General features: G+C 60.4%; 22 protein-coding genes. 17 read left to right on the top strand and 5 right to left on the bottom strand.

What is annotated here, in order from left to right; genetic code table 11:
- Positions 1-23: 23 nt before the first annotated feature.
- The 3 genes from BLW08_RS11880 to BLW08_RS11870 are packed head-to-tail and all read right to left on the bottom strand — an operon-like array spanning position 24 to position 3,016.
- Positions 24-677, bottom strand: coding sequence for a LamG domain-containing protein (locus BLW08_RS11880; RefSeq protein WP_091325238.1), 654 nt, complete (start codon positions 675-677; stop codon positions 24-26).
- On the bottom strand, positions 670-1,668 hold the full coding sequence (locus BLW08_RS11875) for a zinc-binding alcohol dehydrogenase family protein (protein ID WP_091325237.1): 999 nt from the start codon (positions 1,666-1,668) through the stop codon (positions 670-672). Before BLW08_RS11875 ends, BLW08_RS11880 begins: the two co-directional genes overlap by 8 nt.
- Positions 1,661-3,016 (bottom strand): MFS transporter, encoded by a 1,356-nt coding sequence (locus tag BLW08_RS11870; RefSeq protein WP_091325235.1) that lies wholly within the window; start codon positions 3,014-3,016, stop codon positions 1,661-1,663. Before BLW08_RS11870 ends, BLW08_RS11875 begins: the two co-directional genes overlap by 8 nt.
- A gap of 108 nt (positions 3,017-3,124) precedes the next feature.
- Here BLW08_RS11870 and BLW08_RS11865 point away from each other — a divergent pair, with 108 nt between their 5' ends.
- The 8 genes from BLW08_RS11865 to BLW08_RS11830 all read left to right on the top strand — a co-directional run bounded on the left by BLW08_RS11865 (position 3,125) and on the right by BLW08_RS11830 (position 11,463).
- Complete coding sequence (locus BLW08_RS11865; protein ID WP_091325570.1) at positions 3,125-3,655, top strand: PadR family transcriptional regulator; 531 nt, start codon at positions 3,125-3,127, stop codon at positions 3,653-3,655.
- 588 nt (positions 3,656-4,243) lie between these two features.
- The gene (locus BLW08_RS11860; RefSeq protein WP_091325233.1) at positions 4,244-6,025 is read left to right on the top strand and encodes an FAD-dependent monooxygenase; all 1,782 of its coding nucleotides are present in this window, start codon (positions 4,244-4,246) and stop codon (positions 6,023-6,025) included.
- 113 nt (positions 6,026-6,138) lie between these two features.
- The gene (locus BLW08_RS11855; RefSeq protein WP_217639231.1) at positions 6,139-7,266 is read left to right on the top strand and encodes an LLM class flavin-dependent oxidoreductase; all 1,128 of its coding nucleotides are present in this window, start codon (positions 6,139-6,141) and stop codon (positions 7,264-7,266) included.
- A 132-nt stretch (positions 7,267-7,398) separates the two neighbouring features.
- Positions 7,399-8,391: a VOC family protein gene (locus BLW08_RS11850; RefSeq protein WP_091325231.1), complete on the top strand. Its 993-nt coding sequence runs from the start codon at positions 7,399-7,401 to the stop codon at positions 8,389-8,391.
- Between the two features lie 49 nt (positions 8,392-8,440).
- A complete protein-coding gene (locus tag BLW08_RS11845) occupies positions 8,441-9,190 on the top strand; it encodes a 3-oxoacid CoA-transferase subunit A (protein WP_091325229.1) in 750 nt (249 codons plus the stop codon).
- Positions 9,184-9,825: a 3-oxoacid CoA-transferase subunit B gene (locus BLW08_RS11840; protein ID WP_091325228.1), complete on the top strand. Its 642-nt coding sequence runs from the start codon at positions 9,184-9,186 to the stop codon at positions 9,823-9,825. Before BLW08_RS11845 ends, BLW08_RS11840 begins: the two co-directional genes overlap by 7 nt.
- 101 nt (positions 9,826-9,926) lie before the next feature.
- The gene (locus BLW08_RS11835; RefSeq protein ID WP_175538668.1) at positions 9,927-10,415 is read left to right on the top strand and encodes an NUDIX domain-containing protein; all 489 of its coding nucleotides are present in this window, start codon (positions 9,927-9,929) and stop codon (positions 10,413-10,415) included.
- A 124-nt stretch (positions 10,416-10,539) separates the two neighbouring features.
- Positions 10,540-11,463, top strand: a complete 924-nt coding sequence (locus BLW08_RS11830) for a LysR family transcriptional regulator (RefSeq protein ID WP_091325225.1) — start codon at positions 10,540-10,542, stop codon at positions 11,461-11,463.
- 25 nt (positions 11,464-11,488) lie between these two features.
- Here BLW08_RS11830 and BLW08_RS11825 read toward each other — a convergent pair whose 3' ends face one another.
- Positions 11,489-12,499 carry an NADP-dependent oxidoreductase gene (locus tag BLW08_RS11825; protein ID WP_091325223.1) on the bottom strand — a complete coding sequence of 337 codons (1,011 nt, stop codon included), beginning with the start codon at positions 12,497-12,499 and terminating at the stop codon, positions 11,489-11,491.
- Positions 12,500-12,765: 266 nt separating this feature from the next.
- Between BLW08_RS11825 and BLW08_RS11820 the strand changes: the two genes are divergently transcribed.
- From BLW08_RS11820 to BLW08_RS11785, 8 genes are all read left to right on the top strand, one after another.
- On the top strand, positions 12,766-13,311 hold the full coding sequence (locus BLW08_RS11820) for a flavin reductase family protein (RefSeq protein WP_254779833.1): 546 nt from the start codon (positions 12,766-12,768) through the stop codon (positions 13,309-13,311).
- Positions 13,312-13,410: 99 nt separating this feature from the next.
- On the top strand, positions 13,411-14,553 hold the full coding sequence (locus BLW08_RS11815) for an LLM class flavin-dependent oxidoreductase (RefSeq protein ID WP_091325222.1): 1,143 nt from the start codon (positions 13,411-13,413) through the stop codon (positions 14,551-14,553).
- Between the two features lie 146 nt (positions 14,554-14,699).
- The gene (locus BLW08_RS11810) at positions 14,700-15,461 is read left to right on the top strand and encodes an alpha/beta fold hydrolase (protein ID WP_217639230.1); all 762 of its coding nucleotides are present in this window, start codon (positions 14,700-14,702) and stop codon (positions 15,459-15,461) included.
- 87 nt (positions 15,462-15,548) lie between these two features.
- Positions 15,549-16,352, top strand: coding sequence for a 2-keto-4-pentenoate hydratase (locus BLW08_RS11805; RefSeq protein ID WP_254779832.1), 804 nt, complete (start codon positions 15,549-15,551; stop codon positions 16,350-16,352).
- A gap of 9 nt (positions 16,353-16,361) precedes the next feature.
- On the top strand, positions 16,362-17,300 hold the full coding sequence (locus BLW08_RS11800) for an acetaldehyde dehydrogenase (acetylating) (RefSeq protein WP_091325216.1): 939 nt from the start codon (positions 16,362-16,364) through the stop codon (positions 17,298-17,300).
- A gap of 2 nt (positions 17,301-17,302) precedes the next feature.
- Positions 17,303-18,334 carry a 4-hydroxy-2-oxovalerate aldolase gene (dmpG, locus tag BLW08_RS11795; RefSeq protein WP_091325214.1) on the top strand — a complete coding sequence of 344 codons (1,032 nt, stop codon included), beginning with the start codon at positions 17,303-17,305 and terminating at the stop codon, positions 18,332-18,334.
- A 392-nt stretch (positions 18,335-18,726) separates the two neighbouring features.
- Positions 18,727-19,128 carry an SDR family oxidoreductase gene (locus BLW08_RS11790; protein ID WP_175538667.1) on the top strand — a complete coding sequence of 134 codons (402 nt, stop codon included), beginning with the start codon at positions 18,727-18,729 and terminating at the stop codon, positions 19,126-19,128.
- Positions 19,121-19,588 carry an acyl-CoA thioesterase gene (locus BLW08_RS11785; RefSeq protein ID WP_091325211.1) on the top strand — a complete coding sequence of 156 codons (468 nt, stop codon included), beginning with the start codon at positions 19,121-19,123 and terminating at the stop codon, positions 19,586-19,588. Before BLW08_RS11790 ends, BLW08_RS11785 begins: the two co-directional genes overlap by 8 nt.
- On the opposite strand, the gene BLW08_RS24320 is transcribed toward BLW08_RS11785, so the two are convergent.
- The gene (locus BLW08_RS24320) at positions 19,540-19,656 is read right to left on the bottom strand and encodes a hypothetical protein (protein ID WP_175538666.1); all 117 of its coding nucleotides are present in this window, start codon (positions 19,654-19,656) and stop codon (positions 19,540-19,542) included. The genes BLW08_RS11785 and BLW08_RS24320 overlap by 49 nt on opposite strands.
- A gap of 1,217 nt (positions 19,657-20,873) precedes the next feature.
- On the opposite strand from BLW08_RS24320, the gene mobF reads away from it, so the two are divergent.
- Positions 20,874-24,443 carry a MobF family relaxase gene (mobF, locus tag BLW08_RS11775; RefSeq protein ID WP_091325210.1) on the top strand — a complete coding sequence of 1,190 codons (3,570 nt, stop codon included), beginning with the start codon at positions 20,874-20,876 and terminating at the stop codon, positions 24,441-24,443.
- The last annotated feature ends 120 nt before the right edge of the window (positions 24,444-24,563 follow it).

The following is a 24,563-nucleotide window of genomic DNA, read 5'->3' as shown; positions in this document are numbered from 1 at the left end:
CGGCAGGGACTCCCGGCTGAGTCCTACTGCGCTGTGACACTTAGCTTGGAGAAGAACGCTTCGGTCCCAATATCGACCCACAGTCCCACCCTCCCGCGAACCGGCGTTGCCTTGGTCTCGTTCACGGAAAGCACCGGCACGCCGTTGACGCTGACACCGAGACGCCGGTCCTGCACTTCGAGCCTCAGGCGGATCCATTCGTCCGGGCCAATGACTGCCCTGGCTTCATAGCGACCGTCCGGGTATTCCTCGCGGAGTCGTCCAAAGTCCCACTCGGGGTAGGCGAAATACTGCAGCCCCCGATTCACCCGGGGACCTGGCGGGTTGAGCTTCGCGCCGTTGAGCGGCCGAACATAGACAGCCTCAAAGCTGTCGGCATTCGCGGTAATGCGATACGCAATGCCGGCAAAGGCCCGCGCATAATCGGGGGCCCCGGGAAGCAAACGGCCCAGCACATCCACTTCGACGACACCGTTCTCGAATTCCAGTGGAAGCAGAACGAACGTGGGTTGGTCAATGTAGTCGACCCCCGGAACACCTCCGGAGGCTTCGTTGGTTAGCGAGACTTGGATTGCCGCCCGACCCGCAATCTCGCAGGGCTGTGAGGTAACAGATTTCAACAAAGCACCGTCAGGCAGCTCATCCAAGGGCAGCGTCACAACGCTTGACTCAGCCATTGATGTTTCCGTCCACGGTGACCACGAGTTTCCCGGTCACCGTGCCGTCTTCCATGTCCTGGTGGGCTTGGGCAATCTGATCGAACGCATAGGTCTTGCCGATGGGGACCGCGACGTGTCCGGCTTCGACTGCCTCGAGGAAGTCCTGCAGAACAGGTGCCGGCAGGTCACTCGCTTCGCCGGAATATGCCGTGAGGCGGACACCGTTGGGAATGAAGTCGATGGGATAGAAGTCCTTGACAGTCCATTCATCGGAGAGCATTCCAGTGAAGCATACGGTTCCGTGGACGGCAGTAGCCTTCAACGTGTCCTGCAATGTAGGTGTGCCTACCAACTCCACTGCACCGCCGACTCCTTCCGGGAAAATCGCCCGCACGTCCTCGGCGATGGAACCTGCATCAACCACCACGTGGTCAACGCCCGCATCGAGGAGGGCCTGGGTCTTGGCGGGACTCCTGGTGGTCGAGACCACGGTCATACCCTGTCGCTTGGCCAGCACTGCCAACGCCAAGCCGATTGATGAGGTACCACCGCGGATAAGCAGGCTGCTTCCCGGGGGCGCGTTCACTCCAATCGCCAGGGATCCGTTGGCGGTTTGCAGCATTTCCGGCACCGCGCCGAGCGTTGCCCAGTCGAGGCTGCTCTTAAACGGAACCACGTTAGCTGCGGGCACCAGGACGTACTCGGCGTAACCGCCGTCGAACGTCCTACCCATGCCGCCCATCAGGGCGGCGGCCTGAGTGCCGGCGTCGAACTCGCCACCGGGCGCTTCCACCACCACTCCGGTGGCCTCGATCCCGGGAATGCGCGGGAAGGATCCGAACGAGCCCAGTCCTCTGCGGAAATGGAACTCGGAGCGGTTGAGGCCGAAGGCATGGACCTTGAGCAGGACCCAACCCGGCGTAGCGACTGGTCGCGGAACGTCCCGGATGTTGAGAGCATCGGGCGCTCCGGGACCGTCGAGGACGATTGCACGCATCAACTCAGGCATGTTTGCTTGCTCCTTCTAGTTCGGTATCGTGATCGGTCACGACGGGCGACATACCCGCCGTCGACGGTGTTTGGTGCCGCCCCGCGGTTTCCGGTCCGCGGCGAATCGCCGGGATCGATGCAAGAGCGACGACGGCAATCAAGACGCCGGGGATCAGCGGCCACCCAGTGGTTTCGCTGAGCGCTTGAACGGCGTAGGGTGCAATGCCACCGAAGATGGTGGTTGCGATGGTTCCGCCGATCGCAAGGGCTGTGAGTCGGCCGCGAACATCGAACTGCTCCGGGATGGCGGAGGCACCGACTGCGCTAAGGCTTCCAGCCAGGCACGCCAGAACCACCACTGCCGCAACGGCCAGGGGTGCCGCGGATTGGCCTGCCGCGGCGAACATCGGAACCGGAAGAACCACAGCCCCTATCGCCAGGATGAGCAACGTCCGGCGCCGCCCGAAGCAGTCTGACAGCCAACCGGCCGCAGGCGATGCAACAACCACGACGGCGGCCGCGAGAGTCGCCAGTGCAAATGCGGACGATTCAGTCCAGCCTTGGAGCGAAACCAAATATGTGGGCAGGTAGATAATGCCGACATAGTAGGCAGCCGAAACGAGACCAGAAATGACGAAGGTGCGAACGATGGCCCGCCACTGGCGCCTGATGACCACAGGCATCGATTCCTTGTCTTTCTGTGCACTGCTCCTAACGAAGAGCGGCGTCTCCGGCAGGCGGGTCCTCAGAGCCAGAATCACTGCTGCGAGCACACCGCCCACCATGAAGGGGACCCGCCATCCCCACTCCTCCATCTGTGGCGAGGGAAGGGCTGCGATGGTGATGGCAGCGACACCAGCGGCCAGCAGCGCGCCAATTTCGCTTGCCGCAGCGGCGAGGGATGTCACCAACCCCCGTCTCTTAGGATGACTGCTTTCCAAGAGGTAGGTCATGACGCCCGTGTATTCGCCGCCCACGGAGAAGGCCATCACACAGCGGAGCACCAGGAGCCATACCGCAGCAGCGTCGCCAACCTGGGCATGGGTGGGCAGGAAAGCCGTGCCGATGGTTGCCAACAACATCAACGCCATGGACGCCAACAGCACGGGTCGCCGCCCCCAGCGGTCCCCCACGTAACCAAATACCAAGCCGCCCACCGGCCGCAGCAGGTAGGAAACAGCGAACGTTCCAAGGGCCATGAGGACGCCTGTAGCGCTATCACCGAAGAACACCCGGGACAGGACGGCGCTCAGATACAGGAACAGCGTGAAGTCGTACCATTCCACAACAGTTGAGAAGACAGCAATGGTGAGCCGTCCGCGGCTTAGGCCAGGCGGCGATGTGGCAGTTGCTGGTGATGTCGGCATGGGGAAGTCCTTCACAGGGAACAGGGATGGGCTTTACCTCGAACCGAGGCACTCTTTCATCGCAACGATACCTCGTTTCGATGTATTCCGTCAGGTAGTATGACGTTTGTGCTTGAACTAATGATCCTGGGATTCCTCACCAAGGGGCCGCTCCACGGCTACGAACTACGTAAGAAGATGCACGAGCTGTACGGCTTCGCCCGGGACATCAGCGACGGCAGTCTCTACCCCGCCATCACCCGGCTCATCAAAGCCGGGCTTGTGGAACGCCACGTGGAGAAGGGGAAAGCGGCACAACGCCACACTTTGGAACTGACCGGCGAAGGCCGTAAGGACCTTCAGTCGCGGCTTCGAAACGCTTCGGGCGGGGACATTACAGACCTTGGCCGCTTTATGGTGATCCTGGCGTTTCTGTCGGAACTCCCCGACGTCGCGGAGCAGCATCAAGTGCTCCAACGGCGACTGGAGTTCCTCGAAGCGCCCGCCAGTTTCTTCTATGAAGATGGACGGCCCATGCGAAAAGCGGAGATTACGGACACTTACCGCCAAGGAATGATTACCATCGGCCGGGCAGCTAGCCGCGCCGAGACCGCGTGGATTAAGGAAACCCTGGCCACATCGGCAACCCCACTCGATTGATGACTGGACCTGCCTTCATTTTAACTGACTGCGATTTCACCCGCCCCGCGCCCGCTTTGGCCGTAGCATCCGGCGCGCCGACGGTATGCACCTGGGCGTTCGCCTTGGTCAGCTGGGGCAAGGCCTGCTCATGAGGCAGACGACGGAACTCTGAGTTCAACCTGAGCGTAGGCATGATTTCGGTGGCAAGAATTCGATGGAACGCGCAGTCTCGGCAAACGTCAGGCCACGTAGCCCGATCTGCGCCATATAACGACTATGGCACAGCACCTCATGGACAGCGAAGATCTTCTCCACCACCTGCTGCGGGCTTCGTACCCCCACCTACATAGCCCCGACATTGGGCCCTCTCGACATCGCCTCACCCCTGACCAGGCAGGCCTCCCTCGTGTGTCGTTAGTCAAGATTATCGGCGCTGGTGATTCCAAAATCTGTGCGCCGGTGATCTGAATTCGCCGTCTAGCCAGCTTTGGGCTGGCATGTGAATCTTCTAACAGTGGCACGAACAGTCACCTCCGGCACGACGAGCCGGAGGCTGTTGTAAGCCGCTCTCTGAGCTTACGCGCACGAAAATTTGGAGTGACTCTGATGCAAGAAATCGATGTTCCTGTCTTGATTGTCGGTGCGGGACCAGCGGGTCTGACCACCGCGCTTGCGCTGCGTCAGTACGGGATCCAGTGCCTACTCGTTGAGAAGTATTCAGGTACGGCTCACACGCCACGCGCGCACATCATCAACCAGAGGACCGTGGAAATCATGCGGCACTTGGGCGTGGATAAGAACCTCATGGCGGTAGCGACACCTCCCGAGCTGATGCGCAACAACTTATGGATCACGACGTTGGCGGACCCTGAAGTCGGACGTCTCGAAGCGTGGGGGACCGGCCATGACCGTGCGGGCGAGTACGCTGCGGCAAGCCCGAGTCCGATGCTCAACTGCCCACAAACCGTCTTCGAGCCACTGCTGATGGACGCGGTACGGGAAGCCGGCTGCGAGGTGAGGATGCGGCACGAATTTGAGTCACATGAGGAAGCAGCGAACGGGGTCGATAGCATTGTCAAAGACCTTGAAACCGGAGAATTCCTCCGAATTCACTCGAAATACTTGGTGGGGGCGGACGGGGCCCGCGCCACGATCCTTTCCCAGGCCGGTCTCAAAGTTACTGGGGAAACGGCCATTGCGCACGCTCTCAACATCTGGTTCCGCGCGGACCTTACGAAGTACCTCGCACATCGACCTGGTGTTCTCGCATGGAACCTGGCTCCCGGACCGCTCCCCACGGGCCGTCTTGGAACACTCATATGCCACCGCCCCTTTACAGAATTTGTACTTGCCATCAACTACGATCCGGAACTCGAAGACATGACGGGATTCGATAACGAAGCAATGACTGCCCGGGTCCGCGCCGTCATAGGCGATAACGATGTCGAGGTTGAGATATTGGGGAGCTCTCCGTGGATCGTGAATGCCCAGGTTGCCCCGACATACTCGACTGACCGTGTCTTCTGCATGGGCGACTCTGTACACCGCCATCCGCCCGCTAATGGGCTAGGACTCAACATGTCCGTGGCAGATGCCTACAACCTGTCGTGGAAGCTGGCGTTGGTCCTGAAGGGCCAGGCCGGACCTGGCGTACTGGCCACGTACTCCGAAGAGCGTCAGCCGATTGGTGCAGCGGGGGTTGCCCGGGCACTGCAGAGCCGAAGGGAGTTCGCAGCCGTGTCCGATGCGCTCGGTTATGAACAGGGGCAAAGCGTCGCGGAGGGACAGCGACGGCTCGATGAACTCACCCAACCCGGAGCGGTCGGTGACCGGCGGCGCAGATTAATCCGCGAAGCCATTGCGCTGACAAACTACCAGTTCAATGCCCACGGCATCGAACTCGGATATCGCTACCGCGCTGGCGCGCTCAGTGATGATGACTACCCTCAGACTCCTCAAGCCGATGTTGATTCGCAACTCTACTATCGGCCCACGACGACGCCGGGAGCCCGTGTGCCCCACGCCCGGTTAGGCGATGGCGGTTCGGAATGTTCAACGCTTGACCTTGTCGAGGGAACGCGCTTTTGCCTGCTTACCGGCTTCGGAGGTGAAGGATGGCGTGAAGCGGCAGAGGCAGCAAGCGCCGCAACCGGCATAGACATCGATGTTCACCTCATCGGCGAGCCGGGGGGATTCCGGGACATTTACGGAGAATGGGCACTGCGGCGCGAAATTGGTGAGAGCGGTTGCGTTCTGGTGCGTCCGGACCGTCATGTTGCGTGGCGTTCTGAAGCGTACGTGCCGGAAGCGTCCCATGTCCTCACACGTGCGCTCGATCAGATACTTGCCAGGACTGCCGTTCCACAACTCATCGTCGGCGCGCACTGAACAAAAGGGCGGCAGCTAAGTCAGGCGACTTGACTGTAGGGTCCCGTGCGTCAAGGCGCACACCCGCCGACTGTAGGACCCAAGCAATACCCACCAAATCAAAGGAGATTGACGTGAAAATTGGACTGTTCTTTGCACCAGCCCACCCGCCGGAGCGGACCCTGGAGGTCGGCGGCTATAAGCGCATGTTCGACTGGGATCTGTCAGTTATCAAGCACGCCGATGTGTTGGGATTTGAAGAAATATGGTACGGAGAGCACTACACCCACATCTGGGAACCAGTCCCTTCGCCAGATCTCATCCTGCAAACGGCCGCGCGTGAAACAACCAACATCAAGCTTGGCGCTGGCACCTTCCTCCCGCCCTTCCATCACCCAGCCGAACTGGCTTCGCGTATCTCCTATCAGGATCAGCTCCTCGAAGGGCGCTATATGGTGGGATTTGGCGCAGGTTCGGTACCAAGCGACCTTAAGATGTTCGGCATCGATGGCTCCACTGGCGAGCATCGGGACATGAACCGCGAGGCGGTTGAAATCATCGTTAAGTACTGGACGGAAAAGGGACCCTGGCGCTACGAAGGCAAGTACTGGACGTGTGAGAAAGTCGCTCCGGATGCTTTCAGCATCGTGCCCGGCACGCTCGGGGATCACCTCCACCCGTTTCAGAGTCCACACCCGCCGATCGCAGTGTCGGGCCTCAGCCCGAACTCCCCATCGCTCGAATGGGCCGGTGAGATGGGGTACCTCCCTATTTCGCTGAACATGAATAACCGCTTTATGGCCGGACACTGGGAGACTGTCGAGCGCGGCGCGACGAAGGCCGGTCGGGTAGCGAATCGGGACGACTGGCGCATCGCACGCGAGGTATTCGTCGCCGACACGGACGAAGAGGCGCTTGAGAATGTGCGCAACGGTTTTTACGGCAGGTTCTACCGTGACCAACTGCTGCCCGTGTTTAAGAACCTCGGAGGATACGCAGACAACTGGAAGCATGACGACTCGGTAACCGATGACGAGTTGACGCTCGACTACCTTATCGAGCACATGTTCATTGTTGGTTCCGTCGAGACGGTAGCCAAGAAGTTGGAGGACATGCAACGGGAGTCCGGCGGATTCGGCACGCTTCTCGTGGAAGCCATGGATTACGAAGATCGGAAGGACGCCTGGTTCCGCTCAATGGAACTCTTGGCCACGGAGGTTCTTCCTCGCGTGAACGCCGCCGAACTGGCAACGGCTCGTTAGATGACCAACCTCGAAGCATCCCGGTGGCTGCACTCAAGGAAGCGAGTGCAGCCACCGGACGCGGTGCTCCGGAACTCCCGTTCACCCCTTCCACCCCCCCCCCGCAGACCTTGTCCAGAATTGAGAAATACCATGACTATCAACTACCAGATCGATGCTGCCTATCCGGAACCCAACTTCGATATCGCACAGCTTGCCAGCGTGGAGATGTTCTCCCCACGAGTGGATGAGAGCGTATGGTTCTTCACAGAACTTCTAGGCATGTCGGTGTCCGGCCGTGACGGTGACTCGGTGTATCTCCGAGCTTACGAGGACTGGTATCACCATTCGCTCAAGATTACGCATCGCCGCGAGCCTGGCATGGGCAGAACAACGTGGCGCAGCAGTTCCCCGCAAGCTCTTGGCCGACGCATTGACGCGCTTGCAACCAGCGGAGTGGCCGTCAACTGGCGAGAGGGCGATCTTGGACAAGGTCCTACCGTCGACTTCACATCGCCATCCGGACATTCCCATTCCATCCTTTGGGAGGTTGACTACTTCAGAGCATCCGAAGACCAAGCCTCACAACTGCTTAGCCGGCCGCAGAAGCGTCCGCTTAAGGGTGTACCCGTTCGACGGCTCGACCACGTCAACCACCTGGTCGACGACGTCACAGAAAACCGCCGATTCCTGCAGGATACGCTCGGCTTTCGTCTTCGTGAAAACATCGTGGTTCACGGACGAGAGGCCGCCGCATGGATGAGCGTCAGCCCCCTGGTGCACGAGATCGCCAACCTCGCCGACCGCACAGGCCAATCGGCTAACGGGCAAGGCGGCCTCCACCACCTCGCGTTCTGGTATGGCTTCCCGCAGCACCTGCTCGACGCTGCAGATATGTTCACCGACCACGGCCTGACGATCGATCTTGGGCCTGGAAAACACGGAGCGACCCAGGCGCAGTTCCTCTACGTATTCGAACCAGGCGGCAACCGAATCGAGCTGTTCGGCGACACGGGCTACCTGATCTTCGACCCCGCCTGGAAGCCACTCACGTGGACAGAGGACAACTTAGATAAATCGCTTATTTGGTATGGGTCACCCCTCGCACGCGAGTTCACCATCTTCAGCGACCCTGTAGCCGGCTGATGCCGCACGCTCAACAGGCGGGACCACCTGCGATCAGGCTGGCTGCGCTGTGATCTCGAAGATCAGGACAAACATACGGGATGCGGTTGCCCATATCCCTGACGGGGCAACCGTCATGATTGGCGGTTTTGGACGCGCCGGGCAGCCCATCGAGCTAATCGACGCACTCATTGAGCACGGCGTCCGTGATCTCACCATTGTGAGCAATAACGCCGGAAGCGGTGACACCGGTATCGCCGCGCTCCTCGCTGCAGGACGGGTGCGCAAAGTTGTCTGCTCGTTCCCGAGGCAGAGCGACTCGTGGGTATTCGACAGGTTGTACCGGGCAGGCGAGGTCGAGCTCGAACTCGTACCCCAAGGCAACCTGGCGGAGCGTATCCGTGCCGCGGGCGCCGGCATCGGCGCGTTCTTCAGCCCGACGGGCGTAGGCACGGAGCTTGCAGCCGGGAAGGAGCACAGGGCGATCGGCGAACGTGAGTACGTGCTGGAATACCCTATCCATGCCGATGCAGCGCTCATCAGTGCATTGCATGCTGACCGTTATGGCAATTTGGTCTACCGCAAGACGGGTCGAAACTTCGGCCCGATCATGGCGACCGCCGCAACCATCACAATCGCCCAGGTGGACACCTGTGTGGAATTGGGCGCGCTGGACCCTGAAAGCATTGTCACCGCCGGGATCTTCGTCGATCACGTTGTGGCTGTCGGCGAGCGGTCCTGGCTCGCGGACGGCCGCTTCGTCGGAGGAACTGACCCAACGGGGATTACCCTGCCGCTGAGCACGAAGGAGATATGTTGAGACGCCTGCCCACCCGCGAGGAACTCGCAGCTCGCATCGCTGAGGACATTCCCGAAGGGGCCGTCGTCAATCTCGGCATAGGGGCGCCCACCCTGGTGGCGAATTTCATCCCTGAGGGTCGGGAAATCATTTTTCATACGGAAAACGGGATGCTCGGCATGGGGCCTGCGCCGTCAGCCCGGCGGCTGGATCCCGACCTTATCAACGCCGGGAAGCAGCCGGTCACCGAGAGAGCCGGTGCAGCCTATTTCCATCATGCCGACTCATTCGCGATGATGCGCGGAGGGCATCTGGATTTATGTGTCCTAGGCGCATTTCAGGTTTCCGAAAACGGCGACCTCGCTAACTGGTCGACAGGGCAGCCCGGCGCTGTACCTGCCGTCGGTGGGGCCATGGACCTGGCTGTGGGCGCGAAAGAGGTCTACGTCATGACTGACCTCTTTGCCAGATCTGGTGAACCGAAGCTCGTCAACACGTGCTCATACCCACTGACGGCCCCACGCTGCGTCAAGCGTATCTATACCGACCACGCCATTTTTGACGTGACGCGGCATGGCTTCCGTGTGCGTGAGATATTCGGGGGGTTAAGCCCACATGACCTTGAAGCCAGGACCGGGCTGAAATTGCACGATTGACAACTCAAGGGCGCGCCTCTAGGGATCAGGAAGACACCTGCGTCCCGACAGATGTGCCGCACTCAATGTCCCGCATGATCCACCCTGGCCAAGGGAACTGCATGAGCAATACTGCGACTACTTCGTGGGATGCGCCGGCCATCCCGCAATCCCGCACCGTCATAGCCGTTGTCGTTGAATGGCGGGGAAAGCTCGCCCTGTTCAAGAGAAGCCACCGACTTGGTCACGACCAAGGCCTTTGGCACTGCATTACCGGGTTCATGGAAGAAGGAGCGTCTCCCCATCAACAAGCTGCGCAGGAACTCCTGGAAGAAACGGGTCTCCAAATGGAAGACTTGCTCGAGTTTCGTCAAGGACAAAAGCTCATTGTTATTGATAATCAGCAATTGCCCTGGATGATTCACACGTTCGTAGCGATCTCAAGCACGCGTCAATTGAGAATTGATTGGGAGCATGACGCCTACCGGTGGACTTCTGTGGGCAAGATCAAACGTTTCGCAAACCGGGTGTACTGGCTTGACTCGGTACTCGGTGCGACGGGGCACGTATCGGACAATGCAACCCGAGGCGCCCAACTACGCTCAAATTGATGGCTGCCTGCTGGCCCATGCAGCATAGGTGCCACTATCTGTGATATATTCCCGCAACGTCTAGGGCCTTGATGATGAGGTCATATCGGTTGCCGATCAGACGTTCATACAGAAGGAATCAAACATGGACCTACGGCAGCTCCGATATGTGATTGCTGTGGCCGAGGAAGGCGGCTTCCGCCCAGCCGCACGCCGGCTCTACACCGCACAACCACCCCTCTCCACTGCTGTCCAGCAGTTGGAGTCCGAGCTGGGCGTGAAGCTTTTCGAACGAAGCACCCGAGGAGTAATTCCGACGCAGGCGGGTTGGGCGTTTGTTGATCGCGCCCGCGAGATTCTGGCACAGGTCGATTCAGTGCGCGACGCCGTGCGGAACAGCGTTGGCGTTCATAAGACAATTCTTAGGGTGGCCGTGTTGAACGGGGAACTTGCTGCCGGTGAGCTCACCTCGCCGATCATTCAAGCCCTTCGCAACGGATTCGAGGGCGCGGAAATCGTCCTTCACGAGACGACGTTTATCGACCAGGTAGAGGCATTGCGCACCGGCGAGGTTGATATTGCTTTCGTCCGTCCCCCAATTTCCGGCACAGAATTTGTGGTTCTCCCCATCGCCCAAGAGCCCCGGTGCCTGATCGTCGGCAGCCAGCACCCGCTGGCTGAGGCCGGGCAATTGACTGCAGACGAGGTGCTGTGCTTACCGATGCTCGGCCTGTCTGCTCCGCCCGAGTGGGCCAAGACATGGCAGCTGGACGACCTAAGGGGCGGTTCGCTTCTCGACGCCTCTACTGGGCCGGTGCGCACGGTGTCAGGCGCCCAACTCGCGCTGACAACCAGCAATGCTGCCATAACTATGTCGAAGTCGACGACACGGCTGTCGCCATCGGCGGGCGTCCGTTCTCTCGAGGTTGAAGGCCTGTCGCCGTCGGTATTCGCCGTCGCCTACCGTCGTTCAGATACCCGGCGGATGACGCAGAATGTGATCGAGGTCGTTGCAGCAGCGGCGGGGCGGCATATACACCTTCTCCCAGAGGGGAAACTCCTGGTCTAGGGATTGCCACTTGGGGCCCACGCGGTTAGTCCGGGAGCCGGATGATCATTTTTCCGGTGTTGCCGCCGGCGTAAAGCAGACTTACCGCCCCCGGGGCACTCTCCAGCCCGTCGAGGACATGTTCGTGGTATCGTATCGCGCCACTGGCCAGAAGAGGGACGAGGCGGGCGAGGACTTCCTCAGACTCATGTGCATGGTCCTGAAGGAGGAATCCAGTCATGCTGGCACCCTTCGTGAGGAGATGCCGGTGAACGCGCGGGCCCAGGGGCCATGAATCCCACGACTCGATGGCTGCCGTTCCGCAGACCACCACACGGGCGCCATGTGCCAGGTGCTGCAAAACCGAATCACTGATAGGCCCGCTCGTGTTGTCGAAAAACACGCCGACGCCATCCCTGCATGCATTTTCAAGCTCCGCTTCGAACTCAGGTGTGCGGTAGTTCAACGCCACGTCGAAGCCGTATTCGTCAACGCAAACATCCACCTTCCGCTGGCTGCCTGTTATGCCGACGGTGCGGCACCCCGCCAGCCGGGCCAGTTGCCCGACGACAGAACCCACCGCCCCGGCCGCCGTAGAGACAACGACGAGTTCACCCGGAAGCGGAAAGCCAACACCAAATAACCCCAGCCACGCGGTGATCCCGTTGGCACCGAGCACACCCAGTGCAAGGGAGGCGGGCACCGAGGTGTTGACCCTGCGCACATCGTCGGTTTCGGAAACGAGCGAGTATTCCTGCCAGCCGAAGCGGCCGACCACTTGGTCACCGGGCTGAAGTCTGGTCTGGTTGCTCGCGACGACGGTGCCGACGGCTGATGCTCGCATCACGCCTCCGATGGGGACAGGTGCCGCGTAATTTTTCTCCATGCTGACCCAGCCACGCATGGCAGGGTCCACAGACAGGTATTGGTTTCTGACGAGGAGTTGGCCCGGCCCTGGATCGCCGATAGTCGACTGCTTAATGGCGAAGTGTTCCGGCCGAGGTATTCCGCTCGGTCGCTTTGCCAGGATGATTTGACGATTTGGTCGGTGCGCCATGATCCACGTCCTTCCACCTTGAATCTGGCCAGCGGCATTGCCAGCCTTAGTTGATTCTCTGGTGGGAGGAAGAGCGCGTCCAATACTTCTATCGGATCAGCCGGGATATCAGAACGGTGGCACCATCGTGATACGCGCGCGGTTGCAGGGCGATACGAAATCGCCGTCTAGTCGACTTTCCTGGCCCATGCGAGCCTGAAGCTGTCGACACGCCCGTCGACGGACGGCCGAGCCTTCCACGGTTGCTGAACTCAAAGGAGAGAACAATGACGATGACTACGTCCAGGACAAAGAAGTCGAAATTGCACACCGGGGATGGTGATCCGATGTTCGTACGCAAGACCTTTGCGCAGTTCCCCTCAGGTGTGGTTGTGCTTGCCACTGAACAGGACGGCCAGAAGCATGCCCTTGTCGCTTCTTCGTTCATGGTGGGGGTCTCACTAGAACCCTGTTTGGTGGCCGTCGCTGTGCAAAAAACGTCCGAGACGTGGACCTGGATCAAGAACAGTCAGTCAGTTGGCGCTTCCGTATTCAGCCAGGGTCAAGGAAGCCTTACGCGTCAGCTCGCAAGCAAGGACAGGGCTGCCCGCTTCGAAGAAGTTGCCGTCGAGGTGGACGACTCCGGCGCGGTGTACATCGAGGACGCTTCGCTTTGGTTCGAATGCGTGCTTTACAACGAACTGGACGCGGGTGACCACTGGATAGCACTCCTCAAAGTTACACAGATGGGGGTGTCGGACAATGAGCCGCTCATCTGGCATGGCGCGGGTTTCAGGGGCCTTGCAAAGCCAGACTCAATCGCCGCGTCGTAGCTTTACCAGCTCACGCCGATTGCTTCCCTGCGGCCTTGAGCGCCGGGCCACCGGCACACCGGACAACAAACCCAGCAGCACCACTCAAAGGAGAGAATCATGAAGCTCGGACTTTTCCTCATGACGGGCCACCGTCCATCACAATCCCAGGCCCCCGGCGGATACAAGAAGGGCTTCGAATGGGACCTTGAGATGATCAAGACGGCTGACCGTTTGGGCTTTTCGGAAGCGTGGGTGGGAGAACACTTCACGAACCTCTGGGAACCGCTTCCGTCGCCCGACCTGTTGATCCAAGCCGCATTGCGTGAGACCAAACAGATTGTGTTGGCGGCTGGGGCCCACGTTCCCGGTTTCCATCACCCCGCAGAACTCGCAGCGCGCATCTCCTACCAGGACCAACTGTTCGAGGGGCGCTACATGGTTGGAATCGGGTCGGGCGGAACTCCTACAGACGCGCAGATGTTCGGCATCGACATGTCCACAGGCGAGCACCGGCGGAAGGCAGCCGAGGGGCTGGAAATCATGCGAAAGTACTGGACTGAGGAGGGACCATGGCGCTTCGAGGGCGAGTTCTGGACCTGTGAGAAGGTCGACGCGGACGCTTTCGCTGCCGTCCCCGGTACGCTCGGCAACCACCTGAAGCCCTACCAGCAACCCCACCCTCCTATCGCTGTCGCAGGCCTGAGTGCAAACTCGGCCACCCTGAAGTGGGCAGGAGAGGAAGGATTGCTCCCGATTTCGCTGGGCATGAACACACGCTTCATGGCCGGCCAGTGGGATACATACAGTGCCGCGGCCGAAAGCCGTGGACGCACAGCAGACCGGAACAACTGGCGTATTGCCCGCGAGGTCGTGGTCGCTGACACCGACGAGGAAGCCCTTGATATGGCTCGCAATGGGTACTTCGGCGAGTTCCTCAACGAATTCCTTCTCCCCATTTTCAAGTTCCTGGGCTACAGCGAGAACTGGAAACACGACGACGCCGTCAATGCCGCTGATATTGACCTCGAGTATCTCCTGCGGCAGCAGTTCCTCATCGGATCGGTCGAAACGGTGACCGAGCAGCTGCTCCGTATGCAGGAGGAAACCGGTGGCTTCGGCACGCTTCTCATGGAAGGCGTCGACTACGAGGAGGACAAGGACCGATGGTTCCGCTCCATGCAGCTGCTGGCTGAGGAAGTGGTGCCCGCTGTAAATGCAGAACTGGCAAAGAAGGCCTCGCCTGTGGGGGCCGTGGCGTGAATCGTGCAGTCATAGATCCCACCACCGCAATTTGCAGAGATGATCAGATGCTTGGAACGGCAACTTCAAACTTTGAGCGAAGCTCAACACAGTACATCACGGTGTCTACGGGAGACATCCGCTACCACGATGTAGGCCAAGGACCAGTGCTCGTGCTTCTACACGGCAGCGGCCCCGGCGCGACGGCATGGAGCAACTTCGGTCCGAACATCATGGCGCTGTCCAGTCAGTTCCGGGTCCTGGCCATCGACATGCCTGGCTGGGGTGAATCCCATCCGATGCGGGTACGCGACCGCGACCATGCAGCCACCCTGGTTGAAATCCTCGACAAACTGAAAATTGAACGTGTCGCCGTCGTCGGGAATTCAATGGGAGCGGTTACCTCACTCGCGTTCGCGGCCCGGTATCCGGAGCGTGTCACCCACGTGGTAACCATGGGGGCCGCAATGGTCGGTCAGCGCATGTTGTTCAGTCCGGCCGATGGCCCCTCTGAGGGCTTAAAAGTCCTCTTCCAGGCCTACCGTGATCCCTCTCCGCAAAACATGGCGCGACTGGTCGACGTCATGACTTTCGATTCGGGCAGCAATTCGCAAGACGTTGCGATCGAACGATCGCGAAATACGCTGAAGTATCCGCATCATCGAGAGAATTTCGTTGCCGACCTCGACGAGCACCTGCCGATCATCCTCAAGCCGGCCAGCCAGGACGAGATCGCGCAGATCAAGGTGCCTGTCCTGTTAATACATGGCAGGGACGATCGCGTCCTGAACATCGAGCACTCGCTACGCCTGGTTGGTGCCATCGAGAATGCCCGGCTGGTGATCATCAACCGGTGCGGCCATTGGGTGCAACTGGAGCACGCCGATGAATTCAACCGAACCGTGGCCTCATTTGTTGCTCAGCCATAGCATCTGCCCTGCGGGGCCGCAGCGCGATTCAGCTGTCTCAATTCGGCGTTCCACAACCCGCAAATCAAAACATGAATGGAGGTTCCTGTGAGTCGCACCGCAAAGACCGTCTTTGAGCGTTTCGCTGACGAACTGCTCCAAGCAACCCAGTCGCTAGTGCCCGTAGCTCCGTTACGGGACCGGTTCGAGGGAATGACGCTGGCCGATGCATACAGCGTCCAGACTGCGCAGCTCGAAAACCACATCGCTACCGGGCGGGTGCTGGCGGGACGGAAGGTGGGTTTGACGTCCTTGGCCATGCAGAAGCAGCTCGGGGTGGACTCCCCGGACTTCGGGTTCTTCTTTGAGGACATGGTGCACCATGATGAAGCTCAAATTCCGGCGGCGCAGTTCATTCAGCCCAAGGTGGAACCGGAACTCGGTTTTGTGCTGAAAGAGTCCCTTCAGGGCCCGGGTATCACGGTGGAGCGGGCCGCGGCCGCCATAGGCGCCCTTTACCCGGCCATCGAAATCATTGACTCCCGGATCAGGGACTGGGACATCAAACTTGTCGACACGATTGCCGACAATGCCTCCTGCGGGGCTATCGCTGTCGGTGCACACCCGCTGGCGCTGGACCCTGCCGATCCCGCAGCCCTTGTGGAGGTCACCTGCTCACTGGTGATCGACGGGGAAGTCACCGGCACCGGCACCGGCACCGATGTCATGGGTCACCCCCTTGCGCCGTTGGCCTGGCTGGCCAATGTGCTGGGCGAGCGGGGCGTGGCCCTTGAGGCTGGCCAGCTGATCCTGCCCGGCTCCTTCACGGTGGCCATGCCGGTCGTAGCCAACAGCACGGCGACCGCGGACTTCGGACCGCTGGGCTCACTGACCATTCACTTCACAGACTAAGGACACCCCATGGCCAAGAAAACAGCAGCCATCGTCGGCTCAGGAAACATCGGTACTGACCTGATGTTCAAAATTATGCGACGCAGCACCAACGTCGAAGTCAAGTACATGATCGGCGTGGACCCAGCCTCCGACGGGCTCGCCAGGGCCGCCCGGCTGGGCATCACTACCTCCGCCGAGGGTGTTGACTGGCTCCTGGCCCAGGATGAGCTCCCTGACTTCGTCTTCGAGTGCACCTCCGCGAAAGCGCACGAGGTCAACGCCCCCAAGTACAAGGCCGCCGGGATCCACGCGATCGACCTGACACCGGCCGCGGTTGGCCCGTACCTCTGCCCGGTGGTGAACCTGGACGCGCTCGAGGACGTTCTGAACGTGAACATGATTACCTGCGCCGGGCAGGCCACCACCCCGATCGTTGCCGCGATCTCGTCCGTGGTACCCGTGGACTACGCCGAGATCGTCGCTTCGATCGCTTCCAAGTCCGCCGGGCCCGGCACCCGGGCCAACGTGGACGAGTTCACCGAAACCACCGCCAAAGCCCTCGAAGAGGTCGGCGGCGCCAAACGCGGCAAGGCTATCATCATAATCAACCCGGTAGAACCACCCATGATCATGCGCAACACCGTCTACGCCGCGATTCCCGCCGACGCCGCCGAACCTGGCGAGCTGCAGGACAAAATCACGGCTGCGATCCACGACGCGGTCACCAAGATTCAGGACTACGTCCCCGGCTACTCCCTGCGCGTGGATCCCCAGTTCGACACCCCCCGGGAGGACTGGAACGGCAACGGCAGGGTCGGTGTCTGGGTCCAGGTCAAGGGCGCTGCTGACTACCTGCCTGAATATGCCGGGAACCTGGACATCATCACCTCCGCCGCGACCCGGACAGCTGACCTGCTCGCACAACGCGTGGACGCCACCAACCTGCCAACACCCGTAGGAGCATAACCATGACCGCGACAAACCACCTGCGCGTCCGCCTGACCGACACCACCCTGCGTGACGGCTCCCACGCCATGAGCCACAAATTCACGGAAGAACATGTCCGTGCGATTGTCCGGGCCCTGGACGAGGCCAAGGTCGAGGTCATTGAAGTCACCCACGGTGACGGGCTGGGCGGGTCCTCCTTTAACTACGGGTTCTCTCTGACCCCGGAACTGGACCTGGTCCGCGCCGCCGTCGATGAAGCGAGGAACGCCAAAATCGCGGTCCTGATGCTCCCGGGTCTGGGCACCATCCACGATTTGAACCAGGCTCACGAGGCCGGCGCGTCCGTGGCCCGCATCGCCACGCACTGCACCGAAGCCGACGTCTCCATCCAGCACTTCCAGAAAGCCCGCAAGCTCGGCATGGAAACCGTGGGTTTCCTCATGCTCTCCCACCGCACGACACCGGAAACCCTGGCCAAGCAGGCACGCATCATGGCCGACGCAGGATGCCAATGCGTCTACGTCGTCGACTCCGCCGGCGCCCTCATCCTCGAGGACGTCTCGGAACGCGTCTCCGCGCTCGTGACCGAACTCGGCGCCGACGCCCAAGTCGGGTTCCACGGCCACCAGAACCTGTCCTTCGGCGTCGCAAACTCCGTCTACGCCGCCCGCGCCGGAGCCCAGCAAATCGACGGGACGCTCCTGGCCCTCGGCGCCGGCGCCGGGAACTCACCCACCGAAGTCCTCGCCGCCGCCTTCGAACGCCTGAACATCCACACAGGTGTCGACGTCCACGGCGTAATGGCCGTTGCCGAAGACTTTGTCAAACGCATCATTACCCGCATGCCCATCATGGATCGCGCGTCCATCATGCAGGGATACGCAGGGGTCTACTCCTCCTTCCTCATCCACGCCGAACGCGCCGCCGAGCGCTACGGCATCCCTGCATGGCAAATCCTCGAAGAAGTGGGCAAAGCCGGCTACGTAGGCGGACAAGAAGACATGATCGTCGACGTCGCCGTCCAACTCGCCTCCGGCGCACGCGTCGCGTAGATGCCCGCATATGACGCAGGACAAACTGGCCTTCGACATCATCAGCCGACCCCAAAGTTTGGCTTTGGTCGCACCGCCTTTGAAGGCATCAAAAAGGCGCTGGCAGATGGAATACCCTACTGGGAGGACGCGTTCTCGCCGTAGGAGCCACCAACCGCACGCAAAACGGGCTTTCGCGCAGCGCAGCGTCCCCGTTTTCAGGATTATGAACACTTTCAACCGATTTGAGGAGCGCATTTCTGTTGCAGGACAGGGCTAATCTGGTCACCCGGGGAGGAGAGGGCATCGGCCTCCGAAGCCCGCACACTCTCGGAGCAAGGCAGCAACATTGTCCGTGCCGACGTGGATGCCGCAGGACTGGAGCGCGCCGCTGCACTCCCGGGAAGGGCGTTGTGACGGTCGTCTATGATGTGAACTCAGCAGAGGATGCCCCCGCTGCGGCAGGTGCCGCCGTCGATACATTCGGGTCCATCATCAACGTCCCGTCCCTCTCGGGCAAGGTCGGCACGACCCGTCAGACTACCTACAGCCGCCGAGAAGGCGGGATCATTGACCTGACCAAGATGGTCGCCGAAGAGCTCGCCTTCGCCGGCATCCGCCTTAATGCCGACCAACCGGACATCATTCGGACCGAGTTGGTCGATTCACTCCGCCCGAACGTGCTGGAAGAGAAGCTCTCCGAGTTCCCACTGACCCGCTTCAACGAGCCTGATGAAGTAGCCAGCGTGGTGCTGTGCCTCACCAGCTATATGACCGGAACGGTCCTGGCAATCACGGGCGGTCGGCATGCCTAAGCGCTTCGAAATACTCATGCCCCTCCGCTGGTCCGACCAGGATGTCAACGGGCACATCAATAACGCCCGCATCGTAACGCTGATGGAGGAGGCGCGTGTGCGGTGGCTCAACATCAAGGCGGCCGCTGACGGACTGGACTCGTTCCGATGCCCCAAGGTGGTGGCTTCGCTGAACGTCGAGTACAAGGTGCCCGTCCACTACGAGGGTGAGCTCAAGCTGATGCTGGACATCTCCAAGGTAGGCAACGGGTCCTTTACGGTCCGCCATACCGGTATACAAGAAGGCGCCACTGTCTTTACGGGCACCACGGTGGTGGTCCCGCTGGACCCAGAATCGAACCGCCCGCGGAGTCTCACCGCTGCTGAAGCGGCCTACCTCGCCCGGTACGCAGAGACGGCGTCAGTGGCAGGTCAGCCCCGCCTGCCGCCGTCAAGCGAGAGCTCTGCGCCCATGACGTAGCCGCCGAAGTCACTGAGCAAGAACATGCTGGCGTCCGCTAATTCATCTTTCCGTACCCGGCGCCCCAACGCGATGTTGGCCAGATGCGCGTCGGTCTCCGCTTAGGTTCCGTAAGGAATTCCCGCGTGGTACGTCCCCGCGCCCGGGTACTAGGTTTTCAGGCAGTACTTGCCGCCGCGAGCGTCTACGAAAGCCCACTAGAAGTTCTAGGATTAGACGAGATTAGGTCCACCACTCCTGTTCTCATTAAGTCGTGTGCCGCTCCGTACAGTCCCCGTGGCAATGAAGCAGACGCCAATCTGACGTCAGATCGATAGTCAAAGAACTGCAGCCTAGGGTGTGGCACTCGCTTCGTAGGTAGGCGCTTCAGAAGCTCTTTGCCCAATCCTAAACTTCCGGGGGCCAGGGTGACATATGGCCCTTATCGGCTTTTGTCTCGTTCATTGAGGTTTTAGTCGGGCGGTGACAGCGAACTGCAAAGCTTTCGGCGCTTTAAACCCCTTTCGCCATCATCTGTTGGTCTAGCTGTCCAGACCAACTCCCATTGCACAAAAGCCACCGAGCCTAATGAAGAAGGAGCCTTTCCGTGGCAATCATCCAGACAGTGTCTGGATGATTGGGCGTAGAGAGAAAGAAACTCATCACTCATAGCTTGGAACTGCCGTCCTATAAATAGGAACGGGCTATAGTCTCTGGCACGTTATGCCCACTACTTGAGCCTCAGCCAACGGCTCCCTCGAAAACAAAACGCGCCTAATGGCAGTTTCCTGGTTCCACAGGCCCCGTTTCTAACAGACAGGCAGCCGCGTCGCCACAATGCAAATACCCACCGGCTATGACGATCTGCCCTCACGAACGTGCGCCGCCACTCTACTCACACCTCTGGCATCCAGGGCCAGCGGGCCGGAAAATCATGCGGAGTGTGCGCGCAGCCCACATGAACTGGTGTGAACAAGCAGTGCCCCGGAAGCCAAACAATCAGCGAGCAATCCGACAGCGGCCAAACCTTAGACCGGCTCCTAACCGAGCTACGATCGCAGTCCTCCGAACTAGAACGCTTGCATGCCATCTACGACGAACTGGAAACCAGAAACGGCCTCCTGCACAACGAAGTCCTCCGCCTAAAGCGTGCCCAACGAACTAATGTTCAAGACCTCGCCCGGTTGGCGGCCGTCTTGCTTCAAGTTTCAAGAGCAAAAGGCGTGGCCCTCGACGCCGCCACGCTCGACATCCTCCGACGGCGAGGCTGGCTGCCCACCAAGAACCGAACCGGAGCAGCACGGCCATGACCATGTCCATCGCCAGGCTCTCAGTCAGATCAGGACTCAAGTACCTCTTCAAATCCACGATGCTGGACGACTTCTCCCCTACTCCCCAAGACACAATCAGCTATTACGTGAAAACCGGAACACCTCAGGGTCGTTGGATGGGCAACGGGCTCAGCGGCGTTGCTCGGACACCTGGAGATAAAGTCAATGAATCTGATGCTCGTTCCATTTTCCAAGACGCGGCCCACCCCGACAGCAATGAACCGCTGGGAAGGCCCCACGGGCAGCCGCCGATCAACCAAGAGGCCAGCAACAAAGAAGCGACGAAGCACGCCGTGGCCGGCTTCGACCTCACCTTCAGCGTCCCGAAATCCGTCTCCACACTGTGGGCCCTCAGCCCAAGACACCTCCAAGAACTAATCCTGCAGACCCATCACGAAGCCGTCGAAGCAACGCTTGCCTGGATGGAAGAGCAAGTCATCAACACGAGATCCGGGCGGAACGGAGTTGCACACGTCGGAACTAGAGGAGTGATCGCAGCATCATTCGACCATTGGGAATCCCGCGCCGGCGACCCTCAGCTCCACACCCACCTTGTCATCGCGAACCGAGTCCAGCGCGTTACGGACGGCGCTTGGGTCACCTTAGATTCTCGGTCCCTATACAAAGCCGTCGTCGCTGCCAGCGAACATTACAATGGACTCCTCTTTGATGCCTTGCACACGAGTCTCGGCGCAGAAACCGACATCCGAACCCCAGCGCAAAACACACACAATCCCAGCCAGCAACTCACTGGCATCGCCGAAGCCCTTGTCCGCGAATTCTCCAACCGATCAAGGCTCATCGACATCGAAACCGATCGCCTAGTCAAGCAGTGGACCACGGACCACGGGGCTCCCCCGACAGCGACGACCATCGTGAAATTGCGCCAGCAATCCACCCTCTCGACCCGCACTCCCAAGAACGCTTCGCCGTCACCACTAAGAACGCTGTCCGCACAATGGCGAGATAGAGCAAAGGCCAAAGGTTTCGATCCCGAGTCCGTCGTAGCCTCCACTATTCGGCGCTCCCGCTCACGTCCGTTCCGCGTCGGCGACTTCGCACCCGACTGGATTGACGCCGTCGGTCTCGTCACCCGACAGCGTGTGGCGGCCAAACGCTCAACCTGGAATCGCTGGAACCTGATCGCCGAGGGTGAGCGTGCGTGCGCTGAGATTCGCTGCGCCTCCCCCGCCGACCGCAACGCGCTGATCGACGCCGTGGCCACCGCGGCAGAGCGTCAATCCGTGCCACTCAACCAGTATCGGTACACCGTCGCCACGGATGCGCCTGATGATCTGCGGTTCGGCGGGCGAAGCGTCTTTGATTTCCACGGGTCGCGCCTCTACACGGATGAGTCGACACTCGCGTTTGAGGACCAAGTCCTGGCGGCGAAGAACGACGACGACGGCCCGGCTGTTTCGGTCGATCTCACCTTCCAGACGCTCACCTCTTACAGAAACGGCGAAGGGTCGCCCCTGCACGATGACCAACTGACGGCAGCGTCGGATGTCCTGCTGAGCTCCAGCCGGCTCGACGCCATCGTCGGGCCGGCCGGGACCGGGAAGACGACGACCCTTGGCGCGGTCAAAGCAGCATGGGAGGCAACGCATGGGATGGGCAGCGTCATCGGCCTGGCGCCTGCTGCTGCGAGCGCCGAAGTTCTCGGCTCGGAACTGCGCATGGTGACTGAGAACGTCGCGAAGTGGTTGCATGAATCCGTAGGGGCTGGTACAGCCCAGCGCGCAGACCGATTTTTCCAGGCGGACGATCGACTACGTAGGGCAGCCGGCCCCCTGGGCCGCCCATTCGTCAACAGGCTTCAACAAGAAGTAGCCTGGCTGGCCGCCGAGCAATCCCAATGGCGATTCCACCCCCAACAGCTCGTGATTATCGATGAAGCCTCCATGGTCTCAACTCTTCAGCTCGCAGCGCTGGTCCGCCAGGCCAGGGAAGCGGGTGCCAAGATCCTCTTGGTTGGGGATCCCGCCCAGCTCGATTCCATCGATGCCGGCGGTGTGCTTGGGTGGCTTGATCGGCATGGCAAGGCAGCCCGGTTGAGTACGATCTGGCGTTTCAAGAATACGTGGGAACGGTCCGCCTCCCTCGGACTACGTGAGGGACATCCGTCTGTGCTCACAGACTATGAGAACCACGATCGCATCAAACATGGCCACTACTCGGACATGGTCGACCGCGCCTACTCCGCATGGCACACGGATATCCTGGCTGGCCGTGTCTCGGTCTTGATAGCTCCTGACAACGAGACCGTCCAAATGCTCAATGAACGGGCCCAAGCCGACCGAGTAAGCCTGGGCGTGGTAGACGCAGAACGTACTTTGGTCCTTCGGGACGGGCTTCGTGCTGGTAGTGGCGACATCGTTATTGCCCGTCGGAATGACAGATCCATTAGCGACGATCGAGGTGAGTTCCTCCGCAATGGGACGCTCCTCGAAGTCAAGGGAGTCGATAGACTTCACGGTGCTCTGCGGGCGATGCGGAAAGACACCGGAGCGGCCCTACTCTTGCCGCGCATCTATGTGGAGACGTCCATAGAGCTGGGCTACGCTACAACTGCCCATCGAAGTCAGGGTCTCACCGTAGACACAGGCCACACGGTTGTAACCCCCGGCCGCCTGACGCGCGAGCTGCTGTACGTAAGCATGACCCGGGGGCGGTACTCGAACACTGCCTATGTGAGCGAGAACGACCCAGACGAGGACGAGATCCTGGATCCGAGTGCCCGTTCGAGCTGGCGGGTGATCCTGGGCGAAGTCCTTGCTGGTGAAGGTGCGGAGCGAACCGCTCACGAGGTACGGGACGCCGAACGGCAGCACGCCGACAGCCTCGAACGTCTGAGCCGCGAGTACGATTACCTGGCTCAAATCGCCGCGGGTTTTGAACTCGCAAAGGCTATAGACGGTCTAATGCCCGGCCGCTCCGAGACGATGAGAGAATCCCCCGCATGGGGCGCCGTCATCTCTGCCTGGCGACGCGCCTGCAATGTCAGTCGCCCCGGAGCCCTACGGGTCTTGCGCGCGAGTTTGAACTCCGAGGCCAGCACCCGGGACCTAAGCGCAGTTGCCCACGCTCGCTTACGCTCATTCTGCTCGACGATGCCCCTATCACCCATAGATCCGTTGACTGAGCAAATGACAATCGACCGACCAGACCTTGAAGCGCTGCTGGACCAAGTACGACAGCGGATTGGGAACCGTACGGAGCACGTCGCCAACGGAGCGCTACTTGATGAGCCTGGATGGGCCGCGGAATTGCGCCAGGACATGGTGGCGGGGGAAGATCCGTTCGAGTTGACCACGTTGATTCGAGAGGTGGCCGTCTACAGGGATCGTTGGGGTGTCGATAGGGCAACACTCCCCCTCGGTCCGACTCCGGCGAACTGGGACTGGGAGCAGCGCGCGCAGTGGGACTACCTGCAGCGAGCAATCGGCCGATTTGTCACAGGACAGCCAGAGCTAAAAGATGTCCGCAACTCGTATGAGTTCGACTCCCTAATAAGCCTGACAAGCGCTGGATGGCAGCTTTAAACTGGGTATTGGAGCAAGTATGCAGATGAATCCAGTCCTCAAGCCGAGAGTAGCGACACCCGCTCTGATTGTTGCGAGCGCAGTGACGGTGGTGCTTGCCGTGATCCTGACGGTTCTATG

Source organism: Arthrobacter sp. cf158, from assembly GCF_900106835.1.
Lineage (GTDB): Bacteria > Actinomycetota > Actinomycetes > Actinomycetales > Micrococcaceae > Arthrobacter.
Note: the sequence above shows the minus strand (reverse complement) of the source record. Positions and strands in the feature narration are given on the sequence as shown.